Origin of the sequence: Rothia sp. HMSC069C03, assembly GCF_001811075.1 — a bacterium.
Lineage (GTDB): Bacteria > Actinomycetota > Actinomycetes > Actinomycetales > Micrococcaceae > Rothia > Rothia mucilaginosa.
In genome coordinates, this window is the sequence record NZ_KZ627135.1 from 405191 (window position 1) to 424976 (window position 19786).

Annotated in this window: 15 protein-coding genes; 3 read left to right on the forward strand and 12 right to left on the reverse strand. The window is 60.7% G+C overall.

Features of this window, described 5'->3' with window-relative positions:
• Window positions 1-298: 298 nt before the first annotated feature.
• From HMPREF2779_RS03720 to HMPREF2779_RS03730, 3 genes are all read left to right on the forward strand, one after another.
• Complete coding sequence (locus HMPREF2779_RS03720; RefSeq protein WP_070686795.1) at window positions 299-748, forward strand: NfeD family protein; 450 nt, start codon at window positions 299-301, stop codon at window positions 746-748.
• 80 nt (window positions 749-828) lie between these two features.
• Entirely contained in the window at window positions 829-1824 is a 996-nt protein-coding gene (locus HMPREF2779_RS03725; RefSeq protein WP_105360857.1) for an SPFH domain-containing protein, read from the forward strand.
• A gap of 190 nt (window positions 1825-2014) precedes the next feature.
• Window positions 2015-2353, forward strand: a complete 339-nt coding sequence (locus HMPREF2779_RS03730; protein ID WP_005506034.1) for an RNA polymerase-binding protein RbpA — start codon at window positions 2015-2017, stop codon at window positions 2351-2353.
• A gap of 227 nt (window positions 2354-2580) precedes the next feature.
• Here HMPREF2779_RS03730 and HMPREF2779_RS03735 read toward each other — a convergent pair whose 3' ends face one another.
• The 12 genes from HMPREF2779_RS03735 to arc form a co-directional block, all read right to left on the reverse strand.
• Window positions 2581-3315, reverse strand: coding sequence for a polyprenol monophosphomannose synthase (locus HMPREF2779_RS03735; RefSeq protein WP_105360858.1), 735 nt, complete (start codon window positions 3313-3315; stop codon window positions 2581-2583).
• A 134-nt stretch (window positions 3316-3449) separates the two neighbouring features.
• Entirely contained in the window at window positions 3450-4628 is a 1179-nt protein-coding gene (locus HMPREF2779_RS03740; RefSeq protein WP_105360859.1) for an amidohydrolase, read from the reverse strand.
• 245 nt (window positions 4629-4873) lie between these two features.
• Window positions 4874-7951 (reverse strand): DEAD/DEAH box helicase, encoded by a 3078-nt coding sequence (locus tag HMPREF2779_RS03745; protein WP_070686786.1) that lies wholly within the window; start codon window positions 7949-7951, stop codon window positions 4874-4876.
• Window positions 7952-8235: 284 nt separating this feature from the next.
• Window positions 8236-9117 carry a twin-arginine translocase subunit TatC gene (tatC, locus tag HMPREF2779_RS03750; RefSeq protein ID WP_083311231.1) on the reverse strand — a complete coding sequence of 294 codons (882 nt, stop codon included), beginning with the start codon at window positions 9115-9117 and terminating at the stop codon, window positions 8236-8238.
• A 133-nt stretch (window positions 9118-9250) separates the two neighbouring features.
• Complete coding sequence (tatA, locus tag HMPREF2779_RS03755) at window positions 9251-9487, reverse strand: Sec-independent protein translocase subunit TatA (RefSeq protein WP_070686784.1); 237 nt, start codon at window positions 9485-9487, stop codon at window positions 9251-9253.
• Window positions 9488-9924: 437 nt separating this feature from the next.
• Entirely contained in the window at window positions 9925-12177 is a 2253-nt protein-coding gene (locus HMPREF2779_RS03765) for a helix-turn-helix transcriptional regulator (protein ID WP_105360860.1), read from the reverse strand.
• 136 nt (window positions 12178-12313) lie between these two features.
• Window positions 12314-12709: an FKBP-type peptidyl-prolyl cis-trans isomerase gene (locus tag HMPREF2779_RS03770; RefSeq protein WP_005508667.1), complete on the reverse strand. Its 396-nt coding sequence runs from the start codon at window positions 12707-12709 to the stop codon at window positions 12314-12316.
• 102 nt (window positions 12710-12811) lie between these two features.
• On the reverse strand, window positions 12812-13855 hold the full coding sequence (locus tag HMPREF2779_RS03775) for an FKBP-type peptidyl-prolyl cis-trans isomerase (protein ID WP_070686780.1): 1044 nt from the start codon (window positions 13853-13855) through the stop codon (window positions 12812-12814).
• Window positions 13856-14015: 160 nt separating this feature from the next.
• Complete coding sequence (pafA, locus tag HMPREF2779_RS03780) at window positions 14016-15488, reverse strand: Pup--protein ligase (RefSeq protein WP_105360861.1); 1473 nt, start codon at window positions 15486-15488, stop codon at window positions 14016-14018.
• Between the two features lie 29 nt (window positions 15489-15517).
• Window positions 15518-15712: a ubiquitin-like protein Pup gene (locus HMPREF2779_RS03785; RefSeq protein WP_005506016.1), complete on the reverse strand. Its 195-nt coding sequence runs from the start codon at window positions 15710-15712 to the stop codon at window positions 15518-15520.
• Window positions 15713-15908: 196 nt separating this feature from the next.
• Complete coding sequence (gene dop / locus HMPREF2779_RS03790; protein WP_105360862.1) at window positions 15909-17720, reverse strand: depupylase/deamidase Dop; 1812 nt, start codon at window positions 17718-17720, stop codon at window positions 15909-15911.
• A gap of 116 nt (window positions 17721-17836) precedes the next feature.
• The gene (gene arc, locus HMPREF2779_RS03795; RefSeq protein WP_105360863.1) at window positions 17837-19663 is read right to left on the reverse strand and encodes a proteasome ATPase; all 1827 of its coding nucleotides are present in this window, start codon (window positions 19661-19663) and stop codon (window positions 17837-17839) included.
• Window positions 19664-19786 lie beyond the last annotated feature (123 nt).

Below are 19786 nucleotides of genomic sequence, written 5' to 3' on the forward strand. Positions count from 1 at the left end.
CGTGCCAGCTAGAGCGTAGAAAGCACCGGTGAGCGCCGGTGGGGTAGTGAAAAATAGGTCTACTTTACATAATGTATATTATCGGCTTTTTAGGGAGGTCTAGAATGAACCAAAGATTCCCCGTATCTAAATAAAGTCTTAACAGTTTATGTATTAACCTCACTCGGTCACCAGAACTGTCACCAGTACTCAATCCACCTGAAATAATGGATATACCCCGCATCACGAAGGTGCTGTCGCCTCGTGTGCAGATCCAACGTCAACCACGCCGGTTGATGTACACCAAAGGAGAAAACTCGTGGATTGGCTCTTTGAGACACCCTGGACACTCTGGGTTGCACTCGCCCTCGTTTTCGCCGTCATAGAAATGCTCAGCCTCGACCTGTTCTTTCTCATGCTGGCGATTAGCGCAGGCATCACCGCAGCAATATCGCCCTTCGTGGATAACATGCTGATTCGAGCCGTTATTTTCGTGGTAATCTGCCTGATTCTGGTTCTTGGTCTGCGCCCGCCGCTGCTGAAAAAGCTCAATAAATCAGCCACCGGTGCTGTCACTAATGCTGAAGCACTCGTTGGTGCTGAGGTGCGCGTCACTCAAGATGTGACTAGTGAAACTGGTTTGGTTGTACTAGCTGGCGACACCTGGACGGCGCGCACCGCCTCCGGAACGCTCGTAGCAGGATCACACGCGAGGGTACGAGCCATTGAAGGTGCTACTGCAATCGTAGAGCCTCTCCCCCACGACTGAGACCCATCTGAATACCGGCTCCAAAAGCAGGTTCAGATACCAAAAAAACACACCATATAACTCACCGATAAGGAGAAACAATGCCTATTAGCATTATTCTGACGGTCCTACTCATCCTCTTCGTGCTGACGATGCTCGCAAAGACCGTGCGCGTCATCCCGCAGGGACGAGCCGGCATCGTCGAACGACTGGGTAAGTTCCACGCCGTTCTCAAGCCCGGCCTGCACATCGTCATCCCCGTAGTTGACCGCGTGCTGCCCCTCATCGACCTGCGTGAACAGGTCGTTTCCTTCCCCTCGCAGTCCGTGATTACCGAAGATAACCTCGTGGTCGGCATCGACACCGTCGTGTATTTCCAGGTCACCGACCCCCAGGCTGCAACCTACGAAATTACCAACTACATTCGTGCCGTAGACGAGCTGACCAGCGCAACCCTGCGTAACGTCGTCGGTGGCCTGAACCTGGAGCAGACCCTCACCTCCCGCGACCAGATCAACGCGGAGCTGCGAGGCGTACTCGACTCCACCACCGGCCGCTGGGGCCTGCGCGTCTCCCGCGTGGACATCAAGGAAATCCAGCCCCCGGTATCCATCCAGGACTCCATGGAGAAGCAGATGCGTGCAGAGCGTGACCGCCGCGCCGCAATCCTCACCGCAGAAGGCCAGAAGCAGTCCGACATTCTGACCGCAGAAGGTGAATCCCGCGCAGCCATCCTGCGTGCAGAGGGTGAAAAGCAGGCACAGATCCTTCGTGCAGAAGGTGACGCACAGTCCGCAATCCTGCGCGCAAACGGTGAAGCAGAAGCCGTGCAGAAGGTCTTCGCAGCAATCCACGAATCCAACCCCAGCCAGCAGCTGCTCACCTACCAGTACCTGCAGACCCTGCCCAAGCTCGCCGAAGGCGACGCCAATAAGCTCTGGTTCATCCCGACCGAACTCGGCGATGCACTGCGCGGCCTGGGCAACGCCTTCGGCACCCTGCCCGCATCCGACCTTGCGGACGCGCCGAAGAAGCCTGCAACAGAGGCGCCCAAGAGCGCACCGCAGGCACCCGGAAGCTACGGCATCAACGGCTAAACGCGAAATCTAACGCATAAAAAGGCGTGAATCACCAAAAATCACGCCGAATAAACACCACCACGTTGGGCGGGTGGAGACTATTACCGATATAATGGATGTTTTGTAAAACGTTCGAGGGAATAGCTCTCCCCCGCCCAACGTTATGCCTAAAGCGCCAAAGAGCGCACCCGACGACACTGGAGGAAAAATGAGCGATCGTAGCCTGCGCGGTATGCGCCTGGGTTCCCAGTCGATGGAAACCGAATCGAACGTACAGCCCGCGCCCCGCCAGCGCGTCGAATACCGTACCGCTGACGGTGACCGCGTTTTCGTGACCTTCGCGGCAGAAGCAGAGATCCCCTCGGTATGGACCGCAAAGTCCGGCAAGGAAGCATACCTCGTCAACGGCGACTCCACCGCAGACGCCGAAGAAGAGAAGCCCGCACGTACCCACTGGGACATGCTCATGGAACGCCGTAGCATCGAAGAGCTGGAAAAGACCCTGGAAGACCGCCTGGAATACTACCGCAAGCACTACGCGCTCTAAAAGTACCGTAGAGGCTCCGTAGAACGCTGTAGAAGGCCCGCTAAGCGCCACTCGTGCTCTTAGCGGGCCCTTCTTGTTGTGGTGCTGGCTTCCGTCGGTACGTGAGCCAGGCGTGAGCCAAGAAAGAGCGTTACAGAAAGCATAAAAAGACCGGGGCGGATACGTTACGTATCCGCCCCGGTCTTTCGTATAAATCTCAGGTGCGAGAAGCGTCTGAGCAAGAAGTCTTACTTGCCCAGAGCCTTCTTCAGCTTCTGAATGCGATTAGCCATACCCCAGCGGGTCACCTTAGACATGGAGTCAAAGATAATGTTGCCGTCCATCTTCGAAGCGCCAATCTCACGCTCAACGAAGGTAATCGGAACCTCAACAATATTCAGACCCGCCTGCTCGGAACGCCACGCCAGATCAACCTGGAACACGTAACCCTTCGAGTCAATACCGTCCAGGTTCAGGCGCTGCAGAGCGTCACGGCGGTACGCACGGAAACCAGCGGTAATGTCCTTGATGGAGGTGCCCAGAATCAGGCGGGTGTACAGGTTAGCGCCGCGAGAGAGAATCTGGCGGTGAGCCGGCCAGTTCTTGGTCTTACCGCCGGGAACGTAACGCGAACCAATAGCCAGGTCAGCGCCCGCCTCCACTGCACGAACCAGGGAAGGAAGCTGCTCAGGCTGGTGCGAGCAGTCAGCGTCCATTTCAATCAGAATGTCGTAGCCTGCTGCCAGACCCCAATCGAAGCCGGCGAGGTATGCGCCACCCAGGCCGTCCTTAACGGTGCGGTGCAGAACGTGAATCTGGGGGTCCTTAGCCGACAGCTCATCAGCAATCTGGCCGGTGCCGTCGGGGCTGTTATCATCCACCACGAGAATGTCCACCTCGGGAGCTGCCTTGCGAAGACGCTCTACCACGACGGGCAGGTTCTCCTTCTCGTTATACGTCGGGATGACAGTTAGAACGCGCATATTACTCCCTCACAGGTGCATATAAAACAGGCAGTGTAGATATCCAGTATACCGGGTAAACATGTGGGCAACTGAACCGGCGGGGGCTTCCACGGCCCCTAAACCGCCTAAAAAGGTGCGGATAAGCTAAAAAATTAGTTACTTTCAGTGTAAATAGATTCCAGGACGGGCAGAGGAGACTCTTCATCCAACACCGGCAACAACGGAATACGAGCGCGGGGGTCCGTGCTCCACGATGCTACGCGGGAGTCGGGCGCTTGGACCATGAGGGCTTCGACGCGCCATTGTGCTACGTATGCGGGGGTGTCGGGGGTGAGCTGGCCGGTGAAGGGGTTGTCTTCGTGGGCGAGGCGGTATACGCCGCGGGTGAGGGCGGCGAATGCGCTGCGTGCGGAGATGCCGTGTTCGTCGTTGACGAGTTCGCGGATGAGGGACCAGGCGCCGGGTGCGTACAGCTGAGCATCAGAACCCAGCGCGATGGAGGTGCCGGTTGCGTTTGCGCGGCGGGCTACGGATGCCACAGATTCGCGTGCCTCTCCCCCGGCGTGTGCGAGGAGTGCTTGGACGGTGTCGTTGGCGGTTTCGTCTTCTTCGGGTTCGCAGACGCTCAGGCCCAGGTTGATGCGTGCTTCTGCCAGCTGGGTGAGGTATTCGTCGGTGATGGGGTCTTGCGGAGTGCTGGTTGCTGCGTCGAGGCGGATGGGCAGCCAGGGGCGGTTTTTGCGTGCGGCGAGCGCGGCGTCGGCGGCGTTGGCAAAGCTGGTGGATGCGTTGATGGAGAGTAGGAGTGCGGCGTCTTCGGCGACCTGTGCTGCTGCGGGTGCCTCGGTGGGTGCGACAAAGATGCCGACTAGCTGCAGGCCCTTGACGGCGCGTTCGCCTTCGGTGAGGGGGCGTAGCGCCTTGATGGCGCTGATGAGTTCGTCGGTTTCTACGCCGGTGGCGTTGAGGATGAGGCGGATGTCGGGTACGCCGTGTTCGGCGCTGTAGTAGCTGAGTGCGGAGACGAGGTCGGGTACGTCTTCCATGCCGGCGAGTAGGGTGTGGGTGTGGTAGCCGGCTGCACGGTATGCCTGCAGGTAGTCGAGGATTTCGGGTGCTTCTTTGCCTGCTACCGGTGCTAGTGCGCGCGCAAAGGCGGGGGTTAGCAGGGCGCCGTCGAGTTCGGTGATGGTGGCTGATTCGTCGGCAATTGAATGCGCCCCGGAGTCGGAACCAACCCAGCGGACGAAGCCGCCTTCGACGAGCATTGCGGTTGCGTACGGGTCGACCGGGCTGTACACGCTACCATCTACAAAAATACGGGTAGACATTAGATTCCTTTCACCTTTGAGGCGCGCCGAAAGCGCACACGGGGCGGGCACTTCAATTGTGCTCGCGTAGCTTAGCTGAGCGTCTCATTTGAGTATAGAAGCACCCCCGCTGCCTGTGGTAGTTCGTTCGTCCTTAGATGAGGCGGAACTTAGATGGTGCAGAACAATGCACAGTAGCGGGGGTGGTGGCCCGAGCTGGTCGAGCAGGGTTTAGCACTATGTACGGTGTAGCACTAAGGTGCGGGTTAGACGTCCAGTGCGACTACGCCGCGGCGTACCGCCTCGATTGCTTCTTCACAGCGGGCGCGAATGACCGGGTCCAGCGAGCGGATGTGCGCGATCTGGTCCAGTGCGTCCAGTACCTGCTTTGCCCAGCGTACGAAGTCGCCGGCGGCAAGGCCGGTGTCCTCGATTGCCTTTGCGAGGTGCGCGCCGTTCGCCCAGGCGTACATGGGTTCGACCAGGCCGAAGTCGCATGCGGGGGTCGGGTTGACCTTGAACTGTTCTTCGGCTGCGTTCAGGTCGGCGAGGCGCTGCGTAATCGTCGCGATGGGTGCGCGCAGGGACGGATGCGGGTAGTGTGCCAGGTATTCTACGGCGTCGCGCTTGCCCTGGTAGGTTAGTGCGGCGACGGTTGCCGCGATGGCGGCGGGCTCCAGTCCGTCGAGGAAGTGCGCGTCCAGGCACAGAGCGGTCAGTAGGTCGCGCTCGCCGTAGATGCGGCGCAGAGCCTGGCCGCCGGTGGTTAGCGACAACTCGCCGTCTTCGGTGCGTTCGACGTAGCCGTAGCTTTCCAGCAGGCGCGCAATGCGGTTAAAGACCTGCGCGATCGTGTTGGTGCGGCGGGCAATCTGGCGGCGCAACCCTTCCGTCTCAGAGTTGAGCTTCTGCCAGCGCTCAGCCCAACGCATGTGGTTCGCGCGGTCGGAGCAGCCGTGGCACGGGTGGTTACGCAGCTGAGCCTGCAGAGCCTCCAGCTGCGCGTCAATGCTGTTCTGACGAGCAGGGATGTTCTGCTGCGCGAGCGCACGCGGGGCGCGGCCGTCGTAGAGTGCCTGGCGCATGCGGCTTGCGGTGTCGCGGCGTTCCTTGGCGGTTTTGAGGCTTAGGCGCTTGGGGATTTTGATGCGTGAGACCGGTTCGATGGCGCCTTCGAAGTCGCGGGTTGAGGCGGTGCGCTGGTGCGCGTCCTCGGTGACGATGCCGATGCGCGGGTCGGCGTGCGAATCGGAGCGGGTGATGACGACTGCGTAGCCGCGGGAGCGGCCGTGCGGAATGTAGATGATGTCGCCGGGCAGTAGCTGTTGGATGCTGTGGTGTGCTTGTGCGCGTGCGTGGCGTTCGTTGCTCTTGGATGCCTTCTTTTCCAGTTCGGTGATCTGGCGGCTGAGCTGGACGTATTCGGTGAAGTCGCCCAGGTGGCATGCCATTGCTTCGCGGTAGCCTTCTAGGGCGCTTTCGTTTTTGCGTACGCGGGAGGCGACGCCCACGACCGACTTATCCGCCTGGAACTGCGCGAAGGAGGACTCCAGGATTTTGCGGGTGCGTTCGGCGCCGTAGGAGGCGATGAGGTTTGCCGCCATGTTGTAGGTGGGGCGGAATGAGGAGTTTAGCGGGTAGGTGCGGGTTGAGGCGAGGGTTGCCACGTGTTCCGGGGACATGCCGGGGCGCCACATGACGACGGCGTGGCCTTCGATGTCGATGCCGCGGCGGCCTGCGCGTCCGGTCAGCTGGGTGTACTCGCCGGGGGTGATGTCTACGTGGGATTCGCCGTTGTACTTGGTGAGCTTTTCCAGGATGACGGTGCGTGCGGGCATGTTGATGCCCAGTGCGAGGGTTTCAGTGGCGAAGACCAGCTTGATGAGGCCCTGTGCGAAGAGGGTTTCGACGACCTCCTTGAACAGGGGCAGCAGACCAGCGTGGTGTGCGGCGATACCGCGAATCAGGCCGTCACGCCACTCGTAGTAGCCGAGGGTGTTCAGGTCGCGGGTGTCCAGGTGAGCGGTCGCCTCCGCAATGTAGGCGCGGATGGTCTGCTGCTGTTCGGGGGTGGTCAGCGTAATATCGGCGGATACGCAGTGGCTGACCGCGCCGTCACAACCGGCACGCGAGAAGATAAAGCAGATAGCGGGCAACAGGCCCTGCTTGTCGAGGGCGCGCACCATCTCCGGGCGGGTAATACGCTGCGGACGCAGAGGCTTCTGCTCACCACGTGCATCAAAGTCCCGGTCGTTGCTGAAACGATCATTGCTGAAACGGTCACGACGGTCCGAGCGGCCGCGCTCGCCGCTGCTGAACGTCTCATTGAGCCAGCCTTCACGGCGGTGACGGAAACGCTCACGCTTGCCGCCGTAACGTCCACGGCCAGGTGCGGAACGGAAGCCGGGGCGTAGCGCCTTCAGCTGCGGGTTCAGGCGCAGACCGGCAAGCAGAGGGTTGGCGCCCACCTCCACGGTTGCGCCGCGCTGCTTAGCTTTCTGTGCCTTCTTCGCCTGCTTGCGGGAGAGTTTCTCTTCCGGCTCCTGGTTCTTGCCCTGGGTGTGGTTTTTGCCCTGTGCGGAGTTGTCCTCGGGTACGAACAGGTCCACCACACGGTGACCGACCATCATGTGCTGCCACAGGGGCACCGGACGGTGCTCGGAAACGATGATGTCCGTGCCGCCGCGCACCATATCTAGCCACGCGCCGAACTCCTCAACGTTCGACACCGTAGCCGACAGGGAAATGACGTTCACATGCTCGGGAAGGTGAATAATCGCCTCTTCCCACACCGCGCCACGGAAACGGTCCGCCAGGTAGTGCACCTCATCCATGACCACATAGCCCAGGCCGGTCAGCGTGGTCGAGTTGGCGTAGAGCATGTTGCGCAGCACCTCGGTGGTCATCACGACCACGGGTGCTTCCGTGTTAATGCTCGTATCGCCGGTGAGCAGACCCACGTAATCCTCACCGTACGCGCGCACAAAGTCGTGGTACTTCTGGTTGCTCAGCGCCTTAATGGGGGTCGTGTAGAACGCCTTCATGCCGCGGCGCAACGCCAGGTAGATACCGAACTCACCCACAATGGTCTTACCGGCACCAGTAGGTGCGGCAACGAGGACGGAGCGGTCCGCCTCCACAGCGACACACGCCTGACGCTGAAAGTCATCCAGCGGAAAATCAAGGGACGCCTCAAAAGCCCCGAGGGCGGTCTTCGCGTAGGCGGCGCGCTCTCGGGATGCGGCGTAGGCGGCAGCGTAGTCGGTGCGCTCCGCCGGGGTCTGCTCGTTAGAAGCGTTAGAAGCGTGTGCGTCGGATGTGTGCTGTGCGTGGTGCTTGCTCATAGTATGTCCAGTGTAACGGTTCACCCGCCGCGAGCCTTCAGAAAGCATCCTGCACAGGCACTAATCCGGTATGGGCGAACAGCGAGCGCATCAGCTGCGCGGTTTCGGCGCAATTTATGCTCAGTTTCTGCCGGGATGTACCGGCGGGCGTTGTAAAAATTCGTCTGTGCGCCTCTTCATCCGTGCGCCTCGAGCCGCTTTTTGGGGGCATGCGAAAGGGGCGGGGTACAGGTTCTCTGTACCCCGCCCCTTTCGGATAGGTTGCTCAAAGCGAGCTATTCAATTTAGGAAGTCTTCTCGTCCTCGAAGTAACCCATTTTCGCCAGGTCTTCACTGCTGGTTGCGGTGTTCAGGCTTGCTTCATCCGAACCCTGCGCCAGCTTGGCAAGCTTGCGGTCGCGGCGCTTGTCGTTAATCATGCAGATGCCGATTGCTGCGAAGAAGAAAATCAGCAGCGGCGCCATGAGCACGAACATCATCATGATGTCGCTACCGGGTGCAGTCAGCGCTGCGATAACCGCAACGAGCACAACAACCCAACGCCAAGCCTTCAAAATGGTGGTGCCGCGGATCAGGCCCAGCATGTTAATGCCAACCAGGATCACCGGGATGATGAACGCGCAGGAGAACGTCACAACGAACTTCAGGATGAAGGAGATGTACACGCCCGCGTCAATGTAGTTACTTTCGTTGACGGGGGTGAACTTCAGCAGCGCGTAGACCACGCCGGGGAGGGTGAAGTACGAAATGGCGACACCGCAGGCAAACGCGAAAATAGATGCGGTGAGGAAGCCGAAGAGATACCTCTTCTCCTTGGTGTGCAGTGCCGGCAGCAGGAATCGCAGCGCCTGGTAGAGCCAGACGGGAGAGGCGATCACCAAGCCGATGTACATACCGACCTTAAGCAGCTGGTCGAAAGGAGATGCGACGCTACCGTAGTTCAGGTTTGCGTTGCGGCCGGTTTCTGCGTTGATCTGCTGCAGGGGCGCAGAAATCATTTCGATGAAAGGCTGGTAGAGGAAGACCGTACCGATGATGGCTGCGATGACGGTTGCGATAGCCGCTTTGATGAGGCGGTCGCGGAATTCGCGCAGGTGTTCCTTGAGTTCCATGCGTGCTTCAGGATTGACTTTGCGGTTGCGCACGTCCTGGTCAGGTGTTGCCACGTGGTGTCCTCTGGGTGTCGGTGCCGTGTGTGATTCGGCTGAGGGGGTCTGGTGGGGTGTTTATGGGGTGGTGCCGCAAAACCCGTGCCGGCCGGTGGGCTGGCACGGGTTTGGTGCGTCGGTGGCGGGACCGTTACTTGGTTTCGGTCTTGCCGTTGTCTACGACCTCAGCGGTGACGACCTCTTCGCCGTCCTTCTCGCGGGGGTCCTTCTTGGAGTCGTTCTTCAGGCCCTCAACTTCGGTCTTGAAGATGCGCATGGACTGGCCGAGGCTGCGTGCCATGCCGGGCAGCTTGGGTGCGCCGAAGAGGAGGACGATGAGGAGGATAACGACGATGATGGTCGCGGGGTGGCTGAAAATCTGGCCCATGGTGGTGTGCCTTTCTGTTAGAGCAGGTCTCCGATGTTTTGAGGTTGGCCGAGTCGATCTCGTCGGGAGACCCGTCGCTTGATCCGCTCAGACCTGCGTGTCTGCTTACCTTGTTCGTAGTTATTGTATGCCTCGGTGATGGGTGTGAATACCCCGAGGGTGGTGTCTCGCGGGAGTTTTCGGCTTGCGTTCGCTTGCGCTGCGTCGAATTGTCCCTCGATGGACTCGACCCAGGTTACGGTTTCGTCAAGGAGTGTGAAACCGCGAGTGAGTGCTTTGTAGGTGAACCATGCCAAATAGAGGAGCGAGCAGATGATGAGCGCGCCCCATAGCAAAATCCAGAACCACCAAGACATGAGCACCATTATACAAGTTTTAGGTTAATGTTTTGGCTCCTTGGAAGGGTTTTTAGGGTGTTTTTGCTAGTGGGTGAAGTTCTATTTTTCTGCGGGCACACCTGCGGGCGCACCCCTGCGGCTGCTCGCTTTGAGGGTTTGCAACTGGTCAAGCAACGCCGCGCGCAGGTGCGCGGGACCGACCAGTTCGAGGGCACCTCGGTGCGCGATGACGGTATCGAGGATGTTCTTATCGCCAGCGCCGTGGGCGTTGTTGTAGTAGTGGATGCGCACGTACTGGGTGCGTGAAGCCTTCTTCACGTGGTGGGTGCTTCGACGCATGTACGTTGCGGTGAGAGTATCGAGCGGCTCACCGCTGGGAATGTGCTCGGTCGGGTGAATCCGCAACTCAGCGAAGGGGTTGGTCTGAGTGCTGTGCTGCTGCGCGTGCCAATGCGGGACGGTGTCACCGGTGATCGGGTGGGTGCGACCCGCGCCCGCCTCGTGAATGTGGTTGATGCGGGTGAGGCGGAAGTTACGCCAGAAAGTGGGGGTCTTCTCCCCCGCCTCGCTGTCGGCAGTCTCGCCGGTGGCTGCGTGAGCAAAAGCCTCGGGTACATACTCGGGGACTTCCTCACCGCGCGCGGCATAGTAGCGTTCCTCAGCGGTACGGCACCACGCATGCAGGTACATGTGGTCGCGGTGCAACACCAACGCATACGGGTCCACCAGGCGATCAGCGGCACGCTCAGAGGTACCGTACCCAATGGTCACGGCGTTGCCGCTACTCAGAGCGGCAGTTGCCTCCTGTAGCAAAGGCTCCTCCGGGGCGAAGCACAGGTGCTGCGCATAAACGGGCGCATTCGGGTACGCGGCGGCGAGCGCCTCACGAATACTGCCCAGGCGCGCATCCGCCGGGTGCAGAATATCTGCGGCAGAGAGGGTAAAGACGAGAATCGCGAGCTCAGTGTCAGTAAGGCGCGCGTAGTTCAGTAGCGTGTGCGGGGTGGCGCTGCCAAAGTCCGGCAGCAGGTTAATGTAGCTGGGCTTGAGGGCGTCCGGGTCCTTGGGGCCAGATTCAAAGGGAACGGTGTCTACCTGCGCGAAAATTTCGGGGATGATAGTTTTGCCGAGGTCGCGGTTCTTGTCAGTGTCCACGCTGTAGAGGGCGTTGAGCTGATTCAACGGCATGGGCTCTTCACCGTGGGCGCTCGCCCAGCGGTCGGCACGATGCAGACCCAAAATCAGGTCGACGAGAGCATCAAGGACATTATTGCGGTTACGCTGGTCAATCTTGCTCCACGTACCGGGGTCCTCGACCGTGCCACTGTGCAGGTCGGTGAGGGTGCGCAACAGCTGCTGCTGGGCGGCGTAACTGTCACGCTGGCGGGTAGAGGCATCCTCCGATTCCTCGGGCGGCTCGATCACGCAGCTATAGCTGGTCGCCGCCACAGCACTATCAATCGTGCCGTACGAGGGCACGGTGAAGGGCTCCGACAGCGTGGAATCGGCGCTGACCTCGGCAACAATCAGACTCTCTTCGTAGCCCTCAATGCCCTCAAGCCAGTTCTTAGCGTTGAACGTCGCGTTGATGGGGGTCGAATCGATACGCGAGAGCATCGTGAGCTTCTGAATACGGCTGGCACGGAACGTGTACTCCTTACGCGCCGCGCTCTCAGTGTAGTAGCCGACAAAATACCAGGTGCCGTAACGGTACCCAATACCGGCAACACTGACCTTCTCCTGCACGCGGGTCGCCCCGGCAGCCGTCTGATAGGTGAACGTGACCGTCTTACGCTCCGCATAGGCGGTGAACAACTCATTCAGGTGCGGGTTATCGCTAAAGTAAATGCGCTGAAGGGGCTCACGGTAGGCGTACAGGTTCTTCGCGCGCTGACGCTTGCCGGTCTTCGGGTCCAGAATCTTCGCGGCGGCGAGCGCCTCATCGGTGAGGTTCTCGCTGGTCAGTGCAATCTTACGCAGGATGCGGTAGGCATCGTCCTGTAGCTCGGTGCCTTCCCAGCCGCGCAGGATGGTGTTGATGAGGCGGAACTCCTCAGCGGTGGGATTCCAGGCGGGCAGCTTAGCGGCGTCGCTGGGTTCGAGGCGGTAGCGCTCCCCCAGATCCGTGGTCACGTGGGTGATACGCGCGCCGGCATCACGCAGGGTCTGCTTGGCTCGTTCAAAGGCGCGTTCCTGGGCCTCGCTGAGGGAGCCGTTAGCGCGCGTGCTAATGCCGAGCAGGGTCAGTAGCTCGTTGCGGCTGATGCCCTGGGTTCGGGTTGCGGTATCGGGTGCCTCGGCGGCGGTGGCGAGGCGGTGAAGAGTCATGTAAAGCTGAGCTGCGGTGGACATGATTCCATCATACCGTGTGTGTTCCGCGGCACTTACTTTGCGTGTGGGTACGCAAAAGCCCGGTGCCCCTCCCACAATCGGGAGAAAGCACCGGGCTATGTCTCTTACGCGAAAAACGCGAGAACCTTGCTAGTCCTTAGCGGACGTCCAGCAGGTCCACCACGAAAATCAGGGACTCGCCGGGCTTAATGACCGAACCAGCGCCGCGGTCACCATACGCCATGTCAGCGGGAATCTCCAGGCGACGACGGCCGCCGACCTTCATGCCGAGCAGACCCTCATCCCAACCGCGGATAACCTGGCCAACGCCCACCTGGAACGGCAGCGGCTCGCCACGGTTCCAGGACGCGTCAAACTCTTCACCGGTGGAGAAAGCCACACCAACGTAGTGGGTGAGCACGCGGGAGCCGGGAACAACCTCAGCGCCAGCGCCCTCGATCAGGTCGGTAATGACCAGCTCGGTGGGGGCGTCGCCCTCGGGGAAATCGATTTCAGGCTTTTCGCGGTCGAGGTTACGCTGACCGAAAGACATGGGTGTCTCCTTTGATTGGTTCGAAATACATCGAAATAGTGGGTGCGCTCGCCGCCTAAGCCGTATAGGCGGCGAGCGCGGTATAAAAATGTGGGTGCCGGGTTACTGCGCGGTAGCCGAAGCGGTAGCTGCCGGGGTTGCGGTTGCCGAGGCGCTCGCCTCCGCAGCAGCTGCGTTAGAAGCCGCCTGAGCACGCTGCAGGGTCTGCGGGTTCTCCTCCGCGCCCAGAATATCAACCACGAACACCAGAGTGCCCGAAGGCTTGGAACCGCCGGTGTCGTTACCGTACGCCAGGTCAGCCGGGATGACCAGCTCAACGCGGGAGCCGACCTTCTTGCCCTTCAGACCCTGAGTCCAGCCCTTGATAACGCCCTGCAGGGAGATGCCCATCGGGGTGGCGGCGTCATAGTTGCCGTCGAAGACCTTACCGTCAGAGTACTGCACGCCAATGTAACGCACGTACACGGTATCGGTTTCCTTGACCTCAGCGCCCTCGCCCTCAATGAGGTTCTTCGAGACCAGCTCAGTGTATTCCTGCTTGGTGTCGGGCAGCTTAATATCAGCCTTGCCGGTGGACTCATCCAAAGTGAAGGACGGCAGTGACGGGTCAGCCTCAACAGCCTTACCGGTTGCGTACTTGGGCAGCTTCGTCTTCACGGTGTACACCTCAACGTTAGTTGCGGCACCCGGAGATGCGGTCGTAGTGGTCACGCCCGCGGTGCTGCGCTGCTGCAGAACGTTGGTGGTGTACGAGAAAGAACCGCCAACCTTAATCTTCTTCAGGGTTTCGTACACCTGCGGTGCAGCCTGCTTCAGCTGATCGTTAATCGGCAGCAGAATCGGCTCACTGGAGTAAGTGGAACCGTTAAGCTTGCCGTCGGTGCCGTTGAACACGGCAGCCTCAACGAGCACGTAGTCACCATCGTTGATGGACTCGCCGTTACCTTCCTCAATCACGTATGCGGAGGGGCTAGAAGCGGCGAAGGGAGTCGCGAAGGACGCCTCAGGCTCAGCGGTCGCGTTCTTCAAGGTGTACTGCACCTTGGACAAATCGCCATTGCTGGACTGTGCGCCACATGCGGACAGTGCGAGCGCGAGAGCTGCCGCGCTGGCACCGAAAATAGTGAGCTTAGAGCGTTTGGTCATAGTGTTATCCTCTGGGGTTTTCTGTGAGAGTGGGGCGTGTGAGTGCCCGTGTGCCACAGAACAGTTTACAGGTATAGGTTTAGCTGTTTTATGCTACGGCACGTAGCTGTGTTCAGGCTGTGTCGCGGCGCGGGGTGAGCTGGGGTTTTAGCAGTGCTATTTAGCAGGGCGGCGGGAATGCCGCCTCCTGATGCTGACGCGCCTTAGACTCCAGCAGGCTCAGCACCTCTTCCAGCTCCTCGCTGCCGGTCGCGAACGGGTCCTTACACACCAGCGTGTGCTGCGGGTACGCGTTGAGCTTCAAGTGCACCCAATCAACGGTGAACTGCTCCCCCGCCGCAACCGCCGCATTAATGAAACGCGAACGCTGCAGAGCGCGAGTGTTCGGCGGCTGAGTCTTCGCCGCCTCCGCGGCACCCTCGGGCAGGATGCGCTTAACCGCACCGCGACGAACCAGCGCGTGGAAAACACTACGCTTAGGGTCGATGTCGTGGTACGCCAAATCCAGCTGACGGATGCGGGCGCTCGCATAATCGGCGGGCTGACCAGCCGCGCGGGCGCGGGCAATGTACGCGTCCAGGAGCTTCTTCTTAATCGCCCAGTCAATCTCAGTATCGATACTGCTGTAGTCGCCGGACTCGATAGCGTCCAGGGTGCGTTGCCACAGGTCCAGGGCGTATTCCACGTGGTGGTGGTGCGCGCCGTACTGCTGCACGTACTGGCGTGCCGCATCCAGGTAGTGACGCTGAACGCTCAACGCCGTGTAGTGCTTACCGTCCGTGGTCTCGAAGGTCGCGGTGCCGGTCAGGTCGTGGCTGATAGCGCGCAGAGCCGCCGGAACAGACACAATATCCAGGCTCGTGACCGGGAAGCGGTCCTCCAGCATGCGCAGCACCAGGTCGGTGCTGGCAATCTTCAGCAGGGTCGTCGGCTCCGCCATGTTCGAGTCGCCATTAATGACGTGCATGCGGCGGAACTTCGAAGCGTCCGCGTGCGGCTCGTCGCGGGTGTTAATGAGCGGACGAGCGCGGGAGGTCGAGGTGGATGCCGCCTCCCAAATATGGTCGGCACGCTGCGAGAACGAGTACGAGGGCACACCCGTGCTGGATGCCGGGTCGGTCGAACCGGGCACCGGGCCACCGTTCGGGTGGGTCTTACCGGCACCAACCAGAATCTGGCGGGTCACCAGGAACGGCACAAGCTGCTTAATCAGATCGTTGAACTGCAACTTGCGGCTGATCAGGTAGTTCTCGTGGCTACCGTACGAGTTGCCCGCCGAATCCACGTTGTTCTTGAACAGGTACAGTTCACCGTCGAGGGGGCGGCCCTCCGAACCTGCGAGCAGGCGCTTGCGGGCGGTACGCGCCAGGTCAGCAAAAAGCAGCTCACCGGCGCGTTCCTGCGCGAGTAGTTCGTCAATGCTGCCGCATTCGGCGGAGGCGTACTCGGGGTGCGAACCCACGTCAAGGTAGAGCCTACCGCCGTTGGGCAGGAAGACGTTCGTTGAACGCCACTGATCCAGGACGGGCTTGAAAAGGGCGGCGGCAGACTCTTCGATGCTCAGCCGACCGAGCCCGTGCGGGACGTAGCTGAGCCCGAATTCGCTTTCAATGCCGAAAATACGGTGTTCCATGATGCTGACCCGGCGCGCAGGTGCGCCGGTTACTCGCCGCCCTTCTGGACGAAGCCGGTGACGAAGTCTTCAGCGTTCTCAGCGAGCAGGCCGTCGATTTCGTCGAGCAGGTCGTCGACCTCGCTCACGTCAGAGACAACGTGGGAGGCGGCGAGGGTCAGTTCCTGCTCCTGCTCGGCTGCGGTGGTTTCGGTCTGCTGTGCGCTGATGCGTTCGCGGCTCATGGTTCTCTCCTCAAGGGGTTTTCGGTTGTGGACAAATAAGTTTTTGGTGGGGTCGGGTGCGGGGTGTAAAGGTTTTGGTACCCGGACCTTCCTGCACCCTACCTGTGGGTTATGTGGTTTTTACTCTTCCGAATGGGGGTATTCGCCCCGGGGAAGAATATGAGTTTATGTGGGTTTAGGGGGTGATGAGGTGCCACTAGCGCAGGCGGTTCAGTAGCTCATCCGAATGGTTCACCTCATCCAGCAGCGGCTCCACCTCGGCGGCACCGTACCGGGTCGGCTCCATCATCGTAAAACGAGTCAAATCCTTCGAATACCTGCCACGGCAGGACACCGTATCCCAGTTGATACCCAGAATCTCCTCCGGCCAACGCGCCATCAACGTGCCACGCAAAAACGCGCGCGTCTCACGCGGCGGCTCAGTCGTCGCACGCTCAATCTGCTCCGCAGAGAACAGCGTGCGCATGCGGCCACGGGACACCAGACGGTGATACAGGCTCTTCGACGGGTCAATATCAGCGTACTGCAAATCCAAAGCCTTCAACTTCGGATTCGCATAATCTACGCCCTGAGCGACATAACCGCGCACCAGCGCATACTTCGCCACCCAATCCAGACGATCCGCCAGCGAGAGCGGGTTGGTTTCCAGGGCGTCCAGAACCTCGCCCCACAGGTCAAGAATCTGCGCGGTCGCAGCATCCACACCCGCCGGGTTCGACTCCTCATGCGCACGGGAGGCCTCATAGTAGGCGCGCTGAATCTGCAGGGCACTCGCCGAACCACTCGTGGACACCGGGTTCGGCAGGGTCGCCGAAGACGGCGCCAATGGCAACTGAACCGACAGCGACAAATCGTGGCTGACCGCGTGCATCGCCGCCACCGGATCAGACAGGCGCACACCCGGCAGCGCGGGGTGCTGCTCACTATGCGACTCAATCAGGTTCATCACCAGCGCCGCCGTACCAAACTTCAACAGGTTCGAATAGTGCGACATGTTCGCATCCGCCGGAATCACGTGCAGGCGGCGATACTTCGACTCATCCGCATGCGGCTCATCGCGCGTATTCACAATCGGGCGGCGAATCGTGGTCTCCAGACCAATCGTGCGCTCAAAGAAATCAGCACGCGAACTAATCTGAAAACCCGGAACCTCACCGTGCGTACCAATACCCACACGGCCCGCACCCGTAAAAATCGCGCGGGTCGCAAAGAACGGCAGGAGCGCATCCGCAACCTGCTCAAACGGAACATCACGGCTAATCAGGTAGTTTTCGTGGGCGCCGTACGACTGGCCCTTCGAGTCGGTGTTGTTCTTGTACAGCTTCACCTGCGGCAAATCCTGCCCGTGGTTACCCAGCTCCACCAGCGACTCGTACGCCAGCGCGTCACCGGCAGCGTCATAGAGCACCGCGTCGGCGGGGGTCAGAACCTCCGGCGACGAATACTCCGGATGCGCGTGATCCACATACAGGCGCGCCCCATTGGGCAGAATCGCATTCATGGTCACGCGGTCCCAATCCAGACGCTCCGGGAAACCACCGCGACCGTGCACACCGGCGAGCGCATCCAGGGCGCTACGCCGCTCGGCGGGTTCACCCGGTGCCTGAACGCCCGCCTCACGCATAATCTCCAGGGCGATATCTTCGCTGGTCAGCTCGGTGCGAGTGTGCGTCATCTGGCTTGAGTGGGCGGTGGAGGCGTCCTGAACCTGACCGAACGCATCACGCAGCGGCGACTCAGACTCCCCCAGCCACTGACCCTCGGGGGTGGCGGTTGAGTAGTTCTCCGCCTGGCGTGCCTGCTCGGCGGTCAGCTCATCCGCCAGGGCGCGGCGCTGCAGCTGTTCGCGGAAGGCGGCGCCGCGGCGGAACGCCAACTTGGCGTAGGTGTTGACCACCAGTGCCGACAGCACGGTCGGATTGGTGCCCGGCGCGGAGGGGGCAATGACGCCGTACTCGGTTTCTGCACCCATAATGCGGTGCACGCCGTAGCTGGGGGTGGAGTTCATGGGGCTCTCCTGAAAAAATCTATACCATCTAAAGGCTTTGGACCTGCGGTAATGCTGGATTAATGCGAGATAAGCGCGGGGTGTGGGCTGAGCGCACAGTTAAGTGGGCGCGCAGCTTAGCGCGGCGGCTCCACCGACACCAGGCGGCCACGCACACCGGCAACGGTGAGCGCATCCTCAATATCGGGCAGCGGCGGCAAGTCCACCTGGTCCTCAAACTCGGCGCGTACCGCCTCCAGCAGGTGGCGGGTACCAATACCCACACTCGAAGCGTCCGCACCGGTGGTCAACGCCTGCAGCTGCTCCTTAATCGCGGCCTTCTTCGCGCGGTCCACAATATTGCGAATCACCGCACCCGAAGCAAAATCGCCACGGTACAGCGTGTGAGTGGACAGGTTCGCGCTCGCGCCAGAACCAACGACCATGGAAGAATCCACGGTCGCCACAGCGTACGCCGTGGAGGGGGTGCGCGCGTACAGCTGACCTGCCGCCGCCGCAATCATCGCGGTCAGGGCGGCGCGGGTCGAACCGGCGGCTGCCACCTCCGCAGCGTCCAGGGGCAGGTCCTCGGTCAGGTACAGACCGAAAATCTCTGCCGCACCGGCGGCATCCGGGCGGTTAATACGGATTTTCAGGTCGAGTCGGCCCGGGCGCATCACCGCGGCATCTATCAAGTCTTCACGGTTGGTCGCACCAATAACGATGACGTTCTGCAACGACTCCACACCGTCAATTTCGGCAAGCAGCTGCGGCACGATGGTCGTCTCAATATCGGAGGAACGACCCGAACCGCGCATACGGAACAGCGACTCCATCTCGTCGAAGAACACGACAACCGGGTGGCCCGCCTCCGCCTTCTCACGGGCGGCAACAAAAATATCGCGAATCTGGCGCTCCGTCTCACCAACGAACTTATCGAGTAGCTCGGGGCCCTTAATGTTCAAGAAGTAGCCGCGAGTAGCCGAACCCGGGTTCAGCGCAGCCGCACGAGCCGCCAGGGAGTTCGCCACAGCCTTAGCAATCATGGTCTTACCGTTACCGGGAGGACCGTACAACAGAATGCCCTTGGGCGGCGCCAGGTGGTAGCGCTCAAAAATCTCGGGGTGCAGGTACGGCAGCTCCACCGCGTCGCGAATCTGCTCAATCTGCGCGCCCAGGCCACCAATCTGCTCGTAGGTGACGTCCGGGATCTCTTCCAGAACCAGCTCCTGCGAGCGGGAGGCGGGAACCTGCGAGGTCAGCATGCGGGTACGCGTGTCAAGGGTGACCGCGTCACCGGTGCGCAGCTGCTCAATGTCGAGGGAACCAGCCACACGCGCCACCTGCTGAGCACCCGAGGACGTATCAACCAGCACGCGCTGCTCATCCAGCACCTCGCGCACGGTCACCACATCACCGAAAGGTTCGGTGTCCAGAGCGAGCACCGCCTCCGTCTTGTCGTTGAGCAGCACGGTCATGCCGGGGGTCAGCGTAGACAGGTCAATAAGCGGGGACACGGGAATACGCATCATACGGCCGCTCACCTGAACATCCAGGTAGGTATCAATCTCGGCGGGAGTCTTATCGTCCGCAACCTGCTCGTAGGTCATGGTCTGACCCTCATGCACCGCCAGCACAATCGCCGAATTCAGCGGCGGCATAACATTCTGCGACAGGGACGCGCGCAGACGCTCCACCTGGTAGCGCATGCTGGTGATTGCCTCAACGAGCTTGCGGTTCTTCTCCCCCGCACCACGAATCTGTCGGCTCATATTGTCGCGGGTTGCCTCCGCCGCAGAGAGTCGACGCAACACGGCGTCATACTCCTGCGCGCTGACGGGCTGACTGCCGGGCAGGGAGGTCGACCCGAAAGCAGCCGAGTAGTGCGGTGCCGCGCTGGCTGCACTGTGGGCGGTGCCGTACTGGGGGGTTCCTGCCTGATCTGCAGATTCGTGGGTGGACACGGTAGCTCCTTTAGCTGTTCGTCCTAATCGACGGCTACTCGGTGGGTATCGGGCACAGTGAGTAGCCTGGTGAGTGCACTGCGGGGGCTCCAGGCAACGCCCGTGCCCCCGCAGGTCAAAGGT